At 74.1% G+C, this 11,412-nt stretch carries 14 protein-coding genes; 6 read left to right on the top strand and 8 right to left on the bottom strand.

Annotated features, from left to right (window positions below; translation table 11 throughout):
- Nucleotides 1–33: 33 nt before the first annotated feature.
- Nucleotides 34–1,026: a methylmalonyl Co-A mutase-associated GTPase MeaB gene (meaB, locus tag O7609_RS12445; protein ID WP_443072248.1), complete on the top strand. Its 993-nt coding sequence runs from the start codon at nt 34–36 to the stop codon at nt 1,024–1,026.
- Between the two features lie 71 nt (nt 1,027–1,097).
- Here the strand turns inward: meaB and O7609_RS12440 are convergent, their stop codons facing one another.
- The gene (locus O7609_RS12440) at nt 1,098–1,697 is read right to left on the bottom strand and encodes an FMN-dependent NADH-azoreductase (protein WP_269736893.1); all 600 of its coding nucleotides are present in this window, start codon (nt 1,695–1,697) and stop codon (nt 1,098–1,100) included.
- A 109-nt stretch (nt 1,698–1,806) separates the two neighbouring features.
- On the opposite strand from O7609_RS12440, the gene O7609_RS12435 reads away from it, so the two are divergent.
- The 3 genes from O7609_RS12435 to O7609_RS12425 all read left to right on the top strand — a co-directional run bounded on the left by O7609_RS12435 (nt 1,807) and on the right by O7609_RS12425 (nt 3,484).
- Nucleotides 1,807–2,214 carry a winged helix-turn-helix transcriptional regulator gene (locus O7609_RS12435; protein WP_269736894.1) on the top strand — a complete coding sequence of 136 codons (408 nt, stop codon included), beginning with the start codon at nt 1,807–1,809 and terminating at the stop codon, nt 2,212–2,214.
- Between the two features lie 25 nt (nt 2,215–2,239).
- A complete protein-coding gene (locus O7609_RS12430) occupies nt 2,240–3,073 on the top strand; it encodes a hypothetical protein (RefSeq protein WP_269736895.1) in 834 nt (277 codons plus the stop codon).
- A 72-nt stretch (nt 3,074–3,145) separates the two neighbouring features.
- Complete coding sequence (locus tag O7609_RS12425; protein WP_269736896.1) at nt 3,146–3,484, top strand: rhodanese-like domain-containing protein; 339 nt, start codon at nt 3,146–3,148, stop codon at nt 3,482–3,484.
- A 57-nt stretch (nt 3,485–3,541) separates the two neighbouring features.
- Here O7609_RS12425 and O7609_RS12420 read toward each other — a convergent pair whose 3' ends face one another.
- From O7609_RS12420 to paaA, 5 genes are read right to left on the bottom strand one after another with little or no spacing between them, the layout of a single operon-like run.
- The gene (locus O7609_RS12420) at nt 3,542–4,621 is read right to left on the bottom strand and encodes a 2Fe-2S iron-sulfur cluster-binding protein (protein ID WP_269737296.1); all 1,080 of its coding nucleotides are present in this window, start codon (nt 4,619–4,621) and stop codon (nt 3,542–3,544) included.
- 2 nt (nt 4,622–4,623) lie between these two features.
- Nucleotides 4,624–5,145 carry a 1,2-phenylacetyl-CoA epoxidase subunit PaaD gene (gene paaD, locus O7609_RS12415; RefSeq protein ID WP_269736897.1) on the bottom strand — a complete coding sequence of 174 codons (522 nt, stop codon included), beginning with the start codon at nt 5,143–5,145 and terminating at the stop codon, nt 4,624–4,626.
- Nucleotides 5,142–5,840 carry a 1,2-phenylacetyl-CoA epoxidase subunit PaaC gene (gene paaC, locus O7609_RS12410; protein ID WP_269744347.1) on the bottom strand — a complete coding sequence of 233 codons (699 nt, stop codon included), beginning with the start codon at nt 5,838–5,840 and terminating at the stop codon, nt 5,142–5,144. Before paaC ends, paaD begins: the two co-directional genes overlap by 4 nt.
- A gap of 35 nt (nt 5,841–5,875) precedes the next feature.
- Complete coding sequence (gene paaB, locus O7609_RS12405) at nt 5,876–6,169, bottom strand: 1,2-phenylacetyl-CoA epoxidase subunit PaaB (protein ID WP_269736898.1); 294 nt, start codon at nt 6,167–6,169, stop codon at nt 5,876–5,878.
- Complete coding sequence (paaA, locus tag O7609_RS12400; protein ID WP_269736899.1) at nt 6,166–7,170, bottom strand: 1,2-phenylacetyl-CoA epoxidase subunit PaaA; 1,005 nt, start codon at nt 7,168–7,170, stop codon at nt 6,166–6,168. Before paaA ends, paaB begins: the two co-directional genes overlap by 4 nt.
- A 123-nt stretch (nt 7,171–7,293) precedes the next feature.
- Here paaA and O7609_RS12395 point away from each other — a divergent pair, with 123 nt between their 5' ends.
- Complete coding sequence (locus tag O7609_RS12395; RefSeq protein ID WP_269736900.1) at nt 7,294–8,334, top strand: DUF5819 family protein; 1,041 nt, start codon at nt 7,294–7,296, stop codon at nt 8,332–8,334.
- The gene (locus O7609_RS12390) at nt 8,331–9,713 is read left to right on the top strand and encodes an HTTM domain-containing protein (protein ID WP_269743587.1); all 1,383 of its coding nucleotides are present in this window, start codon (nt 8,331–8,333) and stop codon (nt 9,711–9,713) included. The genes O7609_RS12395 and O7609_RS12390 overlap by 4 nt, the downstream gene beginning before the upstream one ends.
- Nucleotides 9,714–9,729: 16 nt before the next feature.
- On the opposite strand, the gene O7609_RS12385 is transcribed toward O7609_RS12390, so the two are convergent.
- Nucleotides 9,730–10,632 carry a cytochrome c biogenesis CcdA family protein gene (locus O7609_RS12385; protein ID WP_269736902.1) on the bottom strand — a complete coding sequence of 301 codons (903 nt, stop codon included), beginning with the start codon at nt 10,630–10,632 and terminating at the stop codon, nt 9,730–9,732.
- Nucleotides 10,629–11,240 (bottom strand): redoxin domain-containing protein, encoded by a 612-nt coding sequence (locus O7609_RS12380; RefSeq protein ID WP_269743586.1) that lies wholly within the window; start codon nt 11,238–11,240, stop codon nt 10,629–10,631. The genes O7609_RS12385 and O7609_RS12380 overlap by 4 nt, the downstream gene beginning before the upstream one ends.
- Nucleotides 11,241–11,412: the final 172 nt, after the last annotated feature.

The following is an 11,412-nucleotide window of genomic DNA, read 5'->3' as shown; positions in this document are numbered from 1 at the left end:
ACGGACCGTAGACGGGTGGGCATGGCTGGCCGTATGGGGAAGCCGGATCTCGACACGTACGTACAGGGCGTCCTGGAGGGCTCGCGGGCCTGGGTCGCCCGGGCGATCACGCTCGTCGAGTCCAGCCGTCCCGACCACCGCAGGCTGGCGCAGCAGCTCCTCACCGAGCTGCTGCCGCACGCCGGCAAGGCGCGGCGCGTGGGCATCAGCGGGGTGCCCGGCGTGGGCAAGTCGACGTTCATCGACGCGCTCGGCACCCTGCTGACCGGGCTCGGTCACCGCGTGGCCGTCCTCGCCGTCGACCCGTCCTCGGGCCGTACCGGTGGCTCGATCCTCGGCGACAAGACGCGCATGGCCCGGCTCGCCGTGGACCCGAACGCGTTCGTGCGGCCCTCGCCCTCCGCGGGCACGCTGGGCGGGGTCGCGCGGGCGACCCGGGAGTCCATGGTCGTCATGGAGGCCGCCGGGTACGACGTCGTGCTCGTGGAGACCGTCGGCGTCGGGCAGTCGGAGACGACGGTCGCGGCGATGACGGACACCTTCCTGTTGCTGTCCCTCGCCCGCACCGGGGACCAGCTCCAGGGCATCAAGAAGGGCGTGCTGGAGCTGGCCGACCTCGTCGCCATCAACAAGGCGGACGGGCCGCACGAGCGGGACGCGAAGGCCGCCGCCCGGGAACTGGCCGGCGCGCTGCGGCTGTTGCAGCCGCCGAACGCCGAGTGGAACCCGCCGGTGCTGACATGCAGCGCTCGCGAGGGCACCGGGCTCGAAGCCCTCTGGGAGCGCGTCGAGCAGCACCGCGCCCTGCTCGCCGGAACGGGGGCGCTGGCGGCGAAGCGCAGCGAGCAGCAGGTGGAGTGGGTCTGGTCGATGGTGCGGGACCAGCTGCTCGACCGCCTGACCCACCACCCCGAGGTCCGGGCCCTGGCCCCCGGCCTGGAGGCCGACGTCCGCGCCGGCAAGCTTACCGCCTCCCTCGCCGCGGACCGCATCCTCACCGCCTTCACCGGCCCCGAAGCCCCGTAGGGCGCGGGACGTAGCGGCCCCGGGCCGCCCGCGGGCTGTGTCGTGCGGGAGGGCCGGGGCCGCTACGCGGCTCAGGCGTGGGTGGCGGCCAGGACCTTGGCGCGCTGGCGGGCGGCGGCGTCCGCGGCGTCCCGGGACTGCTCGAACAGCGGGATCAGGTCCTTCATGGCGGGCACGGACGGCGCCATGGTCAGCTCGGGCACGATGAACTCGACGTCCAGGCCCATCTGGGTGCCGAGGACGTACTGCAGGTAGTTCTGCACGTAGTCGTTGCCCTCCTGCGGGGTGCCGGGACCGTAGGAGCCGCCGCGGCTGGCGACGACCGTGGCGGGCGTGCCGGCGGCGCTCTGGTCCGAGCCGCCCGCGGTGCGGCCCATGATCAGCACGTGGTCTATCCAGGCCTTGAGCGTGGAGGGGATCGTGTAGTTGTACATCGGCGCGCCGATCAGCACGGCGTCGGCGGTCTCCAGCTCGCGGACGAGGGTCTCCCGCAGCTCGGAGCCGAAGCCGGCGCCGTCCAGGTGCGGGACGGGCTCGGCGGAGAGATCGCGGTAGATCACCGTGCCCTCCGGGTGCGTGGCCTCCCACTCGGCGCGGAAGGCCGCGGTGACGGCGCGGGAGGCGCTGTTGTCGCCGTTCAGGGAGGTGTCGACGTGCAGCAGAGTGGCCATGACGGTTCTCCTCGGGGGGATAAGTAGGTGCAGTTCCGTCTGCACCTATTGATAACACAGTCACTTACTTTTTGAAAGTTCCTAGTGGCCTGTGCGGTACTCTGAGGGCATGGCCGAGCAACGAGTACAGACCGAGGCGACGGCGCCCCCGGCGTCCGCCGGCTCTCCGTCCGGCTGCTCCTCGCCCACGGACGGCATCACCCGCGTCTTCGAGCTGCTGGGCAAGCGCTGGACGGGGCTGATCATCGCCGCGCTGATGAGCGGCCCCGGCCACTTCGCCGAGCTGCGCCGCGCCGTGCCCGGCATCAGCGAGCGCATGCTCTCCGACCGCCTCGGCGAGCTGGCGCACCTGGGCCTCGTCCTGCGCAGCGTGGACGAGGGCCCGCCCCTGCGCGTCACCTACCGGCTGACGGAGGCGGGCACGGCGCTGCGCCCAGCGCTGGTCGAGCTGACCCGCTGGGCCGACGCCCACCTGCCCGAGGGCGGCGCCTCCTGCCCGCAGCAGTTCCAGCCCTGAGCGGCGCGCACGTAGGGTGGCGTGGATGAGTACGCCGCAGCAGCCCACGCAGGCCCAGCCGGACGAACCGGAGCAGCCGGAGCCCCCCACGGACCGGTTGGAGCGCGCGGTCCGCGCTGCGGAGTCGGCGCTGATCGAGTACGAGATCGCGGTCGAGAGCTTCCGCATCGAGATCGAGAACTTCTCCCGCCTGCACCAGCAGCGCCTGGGCCCCGTCTACCTGCGGCTGGACGAGCTGGACGCGGCCATCGCCGAGGCGATCGCCGCCCGCACCCGGGACCCGGACGACATCGCGCGGGCCCGTGAGGCCCGCGCGGCCGTCGCGCCGCTGCCCGGAGTCGACGCCCTCCTGGGTGGCTGGGTGCAGGCCGAGGGCATCTCGCCCGAGGCGCAGGCCATGCTGACCGAGCGGGCCGTGACCCCGCCGGAGCGGGTCCGCCCCAGCGAGGAGGCCCGCCGCCGCTACCGCGAGCTGATGCGCAAGGCGCACCCCGACCTCGTCACGGACGAGGACGAGCGGCGCCGCCGCGAGGAGTTCGTCGTGCGGGTCAACCGGGCCTATGCCGAGGGCGACGAGGCCGCGCTCGACGCCCTCGCCGAGGAGTGGGCCGCCGGCCCGCGCCCGGAGCCGGAGCCGCTGAGCCGGGGCGAGGAGCTGTACGCGCGGCTGGAGTGGCTGGCCGCCCGCAAGGACTGGCTCAGCCAGGTCGTGGCGGAGTTGGAGGACGGCGCCGTCGGCAGCATGCTGAAGCTGGCGCAGAACGACCCGGACGGGCTGCTGGAGGAGATCGCCGAGCAGCTCGCGGCCCAGGTGGCCGAGCGCGAGCAGCGGCTCGCCGAGCTCCAGCGGCAGCCCTGAATCGGAGCCCGACCCGGCTCCCCGAGCCGGAGCACCGACCCGAGCCGGAGCACTGAGAGGACGCAGAACACCATGCACTACGGCCAGATCCCGTCCGTGGACGCCCGCGACGTACCCGCCGACGCCTTCCTGCTCGACGTGCGGGAGCCGGACGAGTGGGCCGCCGGGCGCGCACAGGGCGCCCTGCACATCCCGATCGGGGAGATCGTCGCCCGGGTGGGCGAGGTCACCGAGCAGGCCGGGGACGTCCGGGTGCACGTGGTGTGCCGGGTCGGCGGCCGCTCGGCACAGGTCACCCAGTTCCTCGTCGCCCAGGGCGTGGACGCCGTCAACGTGGACGGCGGCATGCAGAGCTGGGCCGCCGCCGGTCGCCCCCTCACCGGAGACGGCGAGGACGCCTTCGTCCTGTGACCGGTGCCGCCGAGGCCGCCGGGCCCGCCGGAACCCGGCGCCCCGGCGCCACCGGCCTCAGGCGTCGAAGTCCACCGTGACCGCGGGGGTCGCCGGGTGGGACTGGCAGGCCAGGACGTAGCCGGCGTCCACCTCGTCGTCCTCCAGGGCGTAGTTGACGTCCATGCGCACCTCGCCGTCCAGCAGCCGCACCCGGCAGGTGCCGCACACGCCGCCCTTGCAGGCGTAGGGCGCGTCGGCGCGGTGGCGCAGCACCGTCTCCAGCACCGTTTCGGCCGGCTGGGCGGCCCAGCTGCCCTGCCGTCCGTCCAGCGTGGCGGTGACGGTGGCCTCCGGCCCGGAGCCGCCCGCGGCGGGAGCGGCCGGGCGCGCGGCGGCGTTCCCCCTGGCGTTCTCCCCGACGTTCTCCTCGACGTGGAAGATCTCCTGGTGCACCCGGCTCCGGGGGACGCCGAGGCCGAGCAGGGCCTGCTCGGCGCCGTCCACGAGGCCGTGCGGGCCGCACAGGAACCAGCCGTCGACGTCCGCGACGGGCAGCAGGGCGGGCAGCAGCTCCGTGAGCCGCTCGGCGTCCAGCCGCCCGCTGGGCAGGCCCGTCTGCCGCTCCTCGCGGGAGAGGGTGTGGACGAGGTGGAAGCGCTCGGGGAAGCGGTCCTTGAGCTCGGCCGTCTCCTCCAGGAACATCGCGGAGGCGGCGGTGCGGTCGGTGCGGACCAGGCAGAACCGCGCGGACGGCTCCCGCTCCAGCAGTGTCGCGGCGATGGACAGCACCGGGGTGATGCCGCTGCCGCCGACGACGGCCGCGAAGTGGCCGGGGCGGGGCTCCAGCACGAAGCGGCCGGTGGGCGGCATGACGTCCACCTCGTCCCCGACGGCCAGTTCCTTGAGCGCGAAGGACGAGAACGCGCCCGCCTCCACGTGCCGGATACCGACCCGCAGCACCGGCTCGGCGGTGGCGGGAGCGCAGATCGAGTAGGTGCGCCGGACCTCGGCGCCGTCGATGACGCGGCGCAGGGTGATGTGCTGGCCGGGGACGTGCCGGTAGGTCTCCCGCAGCTCGGGCGGCACCGCGAGGGTGACGGCCACGGCGTCGTCCGTGAGCCGGTCCACGGCGGCGACGCGGAGCGCATGGAAGATCATCACAGCTCCTTGAAGTGGTCGAACGGCTCCTGGCAGGCGGTGCAGCGGCGCAGCGCCTTGCAGGCGGTGGACGAGAACCGGCTCAGGAGCTCGGTGTCGGTGGAGCCGCAGTTGGGGCAGCGGATGCCCAGGGTGAGCGGGACGGGGCCGCCGTCCTCCGCCCGGCCCGGGCGGGGCGGGGCGATCCCGGCCTCGGCGAGCTTGCGGCGCCCCTCGGCCGTGATGTCGTCCGTGGACCAGGCCGGGGCGAGCACCGTGCGCACCGCCACGTGCGGTATCCCGCGCTCGTGCAGGACCCGCTCGACGTCGGCGGCCATGGTCTCGATGGCGGGGCAGCCCGTGTACGTCGGCGTCAGCTCGACCTCGACCCGGCCGGGGCCGGTCAGGTGCAGCCCGCGCAGGACGCCCAGCTCGGCCAGGCTGACCTGCGGCAGCTCCGGATCCGGCACGGCACCGGCCAGGGCGCGCAGCTCGGCCTCCAGCGGCGTCCCGCACCCGGCCTCGGGCGCCGGGGCGCTCACCACGACGCCCCCGGGTGGCTGCGGTGCAGGTGCTGCATCTCGGCGAGCAGCCGCCCGAACGGCTCGGTGTGGACGCCCTGCCGCCCGGCTCCGGCCGCCCACGGCGACGTCTGCGGGCCCTCCGGCACCGTCAGCGTGGCCTGGGTGAGGATGCCGGTGACGCTGGAGCGCCAGGTGGCCTCCAGGGCGTCCCACTCGACGTCGAGGCCCTCGACCGGCTGGAACAGCTCGCCGGTGTACCGCCACAGGGCGTCCACCGCCTGCTGCGTGCGGGCGTGGCTCTCCCCGGTGCCGTCGCCGAGTCGCAGCGTCCACTGCTCGGCGTGGTCCCGGTGGTAGGCGCACTCCTTGACGGCCTTGGCCGCCAGCGCCGACAGCGGCTCGGTGCCGCCCGCCAGCTGCCCGTACAGCAGCTCCTGGTAGGTGGAGAAGTAGAGCTGACGCGCGATGGTGTGCGCGAAGTCGCCGTTGGGCTGCTCGACGAGCTGGACGTTGCGGAACTCGCGCTCCTCGCGCAGGAACGCCAGCTCGTCCTCGTCCCCGGCGAGGGAGAGGAGGGTGCGGGCCTGGCCGAGGAGGTCCAGCGCGATGTTGGCGAGCGCGACCTCCTCCTCCAGCTCGGGCGCGTGCCCTGCCCACTCGCCGAGCCGCTGGGCGAGGACCAGCGCGTCGTCCCCCAGGGCCAGGGCCGCCATGTTGCCGGGGCTGCCCGGACGGGCCGCGGTGCCGCTCACAGGTTCTGCACCCCTTCCGGGACCTCGTAGAACGTGGGGTGCCGGTACGGCTTGTCCGCCGAGGGCTCGAAGAACGGGTCCTTCTCGTCCGGCGACGAGGCGGTGATCCCGGCCGAGGGCACGACCCAGATGGAGACGCCCTCGTTGCGCCGGGTGTAGAGGTCCCGCGCGTTGCGCAGGGCCATCTCGGCGTCCGGAGCGTGCAGGCTCCCCGCGTGGGTGTGGGACAGGCCGCGCCGGCCGCGCACGAAGACCTCCCACAGTGGCCAGTCCGTCCGTGCTGCGTTCACGCTGCCTCTCCCTTCCCCTGGGGCCCCTGGGCGCCGCCGCGCTTGGCCGCGTAGGCCGCGGCGGCCTCGCGCACCCATGAACCGTTCTCGTGCGCCCCGCGGCGCTGGCTGATCCGCTGCTCGTTGCACGGGCCGTTGCCCTTGAGCACCTGCTGGAACTCCGACCAGTCGATCGGGCCGAAGTCGTGGTGGCCCCGCTCCTCGTTCCACCGCAGCTCCGGGTCCGGCAGGGTCAGGCCCAGCGACTCGGCCTGCGGCACGCAGATGTCCACGAAGCGCTGGCGCAGCTCGTCATTGGAGTGGCGCTTGATCTTCCAGGCCATCGACTGGGCGGAGTGCGCGGACTCGTCGTCCGGCGGGCCGAACATCATCAGGGACGGCCACCACCAGCGGTCCACCGCGTCCTGCGCCATGGCCTTCTGCGCCTCGGTGCCGCGGCTGAGGGCGAGCAGCAGCTCGTAGCCCTGCCGCTGGTGGAAGGACTCCTCCTTGCAGACGCGGATCATCGCCCGCGCGTACGGCCCGTAGGAGCAGCGGCACAGCGGCACCTGGTTGGTGATCGCCGCGCCGTCCACCAGCCAGCCGATCGCGCCGACGTCGGCCCAGGTGAGGGTGGGGTAGTTGAAGATCGACGAGTACTTCTGGCGGCCCGTGTGCAGCTTGTCCAGCAGCTCGTCCCGGCTGGCGCCGAGCGTCTCGGCGGCGCTGTAGAGGTAGAGGCCGTGCCCGGCCTCGTCCTGCACCTTCGCGAGCAGGATGGCCTTGCGGCGCAGCGAGGGGGCGCGGCTGATCCAGTTCGCCTCGGGCTGCATGCCGATGATCTCGGAGTGCGCGTGCTGGGCGATCTGGCGCACCAGCGTGGCCCGGTAGGCGTCCGGCATCCAGTCCCGCGGCTCGATGCGCTCGTCCGCCGCGACGGCGGCGTCGAAGGCCGCCTGGAACGCCTCCTCGGACCCCCGCCCGGACGCGCCCGGGTCCTGCTCCGGCAGCACTGTCGTCATGCTGAGCCCCTCCGTAGTCGAACCGACCGACCGATCGTTCGGTTCAATCATTGGCGCGACCCGTCCCGGCTGTCAAGGAGTGGCTAACCTCTGGGGGGACGCACCGAGGAAGACGGGGAACGCATGGAGTCGAACGAGCAGCCGCCCACGCGGCGGCCCACCGCGCCCTCCTGGGCGCGGGACGCCGCGTCGCCGCAGGCCACCGGCGCGGACGGGCCGACGGGCCCGGCGGAGGCCGCCCCCGGGTCCGCCGAGGCCCCCGAGGTCCCCGAGGTCCCCGAAGCCCCCGAGGTCCCCGAAGCCCCCGAGGTCCCCGAAGCCCCCGGGGTCCCCGGGGTCCCCGGGCCCCCTGAGCCCCGCGAGGTCTCCGACACCGACGACGGCCCCGACCAGGCCGCGTCACCCCGTCCCGGCACCGGCACCGACATCGGCACCGACCCCGACCGCGGTGCGGCGCAGGGCTCCGACCAGGCCCTGACCCTCCCCGCGCCCCCGGGGCCCGCCGGGCCGCCTCCCGGGGACGCGGCCGGCGGCGTCATATCCCTGCCGCTGGCCTCGAAGCTGGTCCTCGTCGTGGCCGCGGCCGTGCTCGCCGTCGTGGTCGCCGCGCACCTCGCCGCCGTCTTCCTCCACGTCGCACCGTCCAACACCGTCAGCCGGCAGCACGACGAGACGCTGGACGATTACATCTACCCGGAGTTCGAGCAGAACTGGCGGCTCTTCGCCCCCAACCCGCTGCAGCAGAACATCGCCGTGCACGCGCGCGCCGAGATCCGCGACGAGGACGGCACCCTGCGGCGCACCGGCTGGGTCGACCTCACCGCGATCGACGCCGGGAACATCCGCGGCAACCCGTTCCCCAGCCACACCGACCAGAACGAACTGCGCCGCGCCTGGGACTTCTTCAAGGGCTCCCACGACGACGACAACCGGCCCACCGGCCCGCGCGGCGAGATGTCCGAGACGTACGTGAAGCGCATCGCGATGCTGCGCCTCGCGGACCGCCTCGACGTCGACCGCGTCACCAAGCTCCAGCTGCGCTCCGCCCGCACGACCGTCGAGCGCCCGAAGTGGAGCAACGAGTCCGTGGACACCAGCACCCGCTACCGCGTCCTGCCGTGGTGGCCCGTCGCCAGCGCCGACATCCCGGAGGCCGCCCGATGACGCACCACCCGGCCTCCGCCACCCCGCCCCCGCCCGGTCCCGGGTCCGCGCCCGCGCCTGGCGCCGATCCCGCCCGCCGGCAGCCCCTCGCCATCCGCTTCGACCGCGCCCTGCTGACCGGCTTCCTGCGCGTCACCGGCTCCGCGCTGGGCCCGTACCAGACGGCGATCGTCCGCATCGGCTTCGCCGCGACCTGGCTGTTCTTCCTCCTGCGCGAGATCCCCCACCGCCACGAGCTGTACGGCCCCGACTCCCCGTGGAGCTTCACGCTCGCCGAGCGGCTGATCGACCGCAACGACGCCTTCACCGTCCTGCTGTGGTCGGACGGCACGCTCTGGTTCGAGGCCGTCTATCTCCTCGCGATCGCCGCCAGCGCGGCCCTCCTCGTCGGCTGGCGCACGCGCACGGCGTCCGTCTTCTTCATGATCGGCGTGCTGTCGCTGCAGAACCGCAGCGTCTTCATGGGCGACGGCGGCGACAACGTCATCCACCTGATGGCGATCTACCTCGTCCTGACCCGCTGCGGCCAGGTGTGGTCCCTCGACGCCCGGCGCGCCCGCCGTCGCCGGCAGGCCGACGACGGCCCGGACGTCACCGGGATCGTGCTCGCCGCCGTCACCGGGATCGCCCTGGTCACGAGCATCGCCCTCGGTCTGCTGTCCATCGGCTGGATCCTCGTCTTCTGCGCGCTCTGGCTCGCCCAGGCAGCCTGGTGGGCCGTCCGCCGCTTCGGCTCCGCGGCGGTCCGTACGACGTTCGACGGCCTGACCAACCTGCTGCACAACAGCGCCCTGCTCGTGATCATGGCCGAGGTCTGCCTCATCTACGCGACCGCCGGCTGGTACAAGGTGCAGGGCTCGCGCTGGCAGGACGGCACCGCGGTCTACTACCCGATGCACCTCGACTACTTCTCCCCCTGGCCCGCCCTCTCCGAGCTGCTGGGGAGTAACGGGGTCATGGTGATGCTGATCAGCTACGGCACGGTGATCGTCCAGGTCGCCTTCCCGTTCACGCTGTTCAACCGACGGGTCAAGAACGTCCTGCTAGCCGCCATGATCGTCGAGCACCTCTCGATCGCCGTGATCCTGGGCCTGCCCTTCTTCTCCATGGCGATGATCGCGGCCGACGCCGTCTTCCTGCCCACCGTCTTCCTGCTCTGGCTCGGCGCCCGCGCCTCCGGCCTGACGGCCCGCCTCCGGCCCCGCCGCCGCCCAGGCCCTCCGGTTCCCGTCCCCGCCCCCCGCACCTCCCCCGAACACGCCCCCGCCCCGGACGCCGCGGCCCCGGCCGCGGCGCCGACGGCTCCCGAGCCCGCGTCCGTCTTCCCCCACCGCGCCGGCTCCGACCGGCCCGGCCGGGGGGAGGACCCACCGGCGTGATCCCGGACGCCGGGCCTCACTCCCCCGCCCGGCCGCGGACCCCGGACGGCGCCGTCGGCCGGTCTGTACGCCGACGGCGCAGCGAACCGACCGCGGCCAGGACCGCCAGCAGCACCGCTGCCGCGCCCGCGACCGGCCAGAAGCCCAGGTCGTTCAGCCAGCGGGTGATCTCGCCCTGCCACTCGGTGGCGGTCGTGACCACCGGGTCGTCCGCGCCCTCGCCGCTCAGCACCCGCAGCTCGTACCACCCGTAGTACGCCACATAGGCCCCGGCCAGGATCAGCAGGATGCCGCTGGCCCGGGTGACGTACGGCAGGGCGCCGCGGATACGGGCGATCAGTGCCTGCCGGGACAGCGCGACGGCCAGGGTCAGGACGCCGACGACCACCCCCATGCCGGCCGCGTAGGCCAGGAAGACGCCGATCACGCCGGGGACGCTGCCGCCCCGGAAGGCCGTCGACGTCAGGGCCAGGAACGGCCCGACCGTGCAGGAGAGCGAGGCGACGGCGTAGGAGACGCCGTACAGGCCCATCGAGCGCGCGGAGTCCGACGGACGCCCGTCACCGCGCGGCGTGAGTCGCGGCACCGGCAGCCGCAGTTCGCGCCCGCCGAGCAGCCAGCCGCCGGTCAGCAGGAGGACGAGGCCGATGAACACCGTGACCCACGGCAGCCACCGCTCGACGGAGAGCGCGAGCGGCGAGACGACGAGTCCGAAGGCACCGAAGACGAGGGTGAAACCCCCGGTCATCGCCGCCGTGGCCACCCCGGCCCGGCGCAGGGCGGCCGCACGGCCGCCCCGCTCGCCCGCCCCGCTGCCCACGAACAGCCCGAGGTAGGCGGGGAGCAGGGCGAAACCGCACGGATTGACGGCGGCGAGCATGCCCGCCGTCACCGCGAGGGAGTAGGGCACGGAGCTCACGGACCGGCCAGCTCCGCGACGCGCTGGCTCAGCTGGTCCGCGCTCATCGTCCCGGGCACGACCTCCACCTTGCCGGTCTTGTCCACGAACGCCAGGGCGGGCTGGGCGGCCACGCCGAAGCGGGACCACACCGTGCCGTCCGCGTCCACGGCGTGCTGGAACCCGTCGAGCTGGTGGGCGGAGACGAACTTCTCCATGTCCGCGGTGCCGCCCTTGCCGGGAACGCCGACGAACGTCACGTCCTCGCCGTACTCCTCGGCCGCCTCCTTGACGTGCGGGGCCTCGGCGGCGCACACCGTGCACCACGGCGCCCAGAACCAGAACACGGCGCTCTCCCCGGCCAGGGAGGCGCCGTCGAACCCGGAGCCGTCGAGGGTGGTGGCGGTGAACCGCAGCTCCTTCGGCACCGTGCCGTCCTCTCCGCCGTCCCCTCCGGCGTCCGCGCCCGGGTCCTTCTCCGCCGTATCCCGGCCGGACGCGCCGTCGGTTGCGGCCGGCCCGGTGCCGCCGTCCCCGTCGTCGCCGCACGCGGCGGTCAGGGTGGCCAGCGCCACGACGCAGGCAGCGGCGGCGGCAGTAGTACGGAGACGCGCAGTACCCCTGGACATAGAGGAGTTCCCTTCTGGAACGCCCGGGCCCGGACCCGGATCGCCGACAGCGGCGGACGGCACGGCAACACCGCCCCTCGACCGCACGCTAGCCGCCCCCGCGCCCGCCCCTCTGTGAGGGTGCCCACACCGCGGGGCCCGACCGGTCGGCCGACCCGGGGGCCCGGTCCTC

Origin of the sequence: Streptomyces sp. WMMC1477, assembly GCF_027460245.1 — a bacterium.
GTDB lineage: Bacteria > Actinomycetota > Actinomycetes > Streptomycetales > Streptomycetaceae > Streptomyces.
Note: the sequence above shows the minus strand (reverse complement) of the source record. Positions and strands in the feature narration are given on the sequence as shown.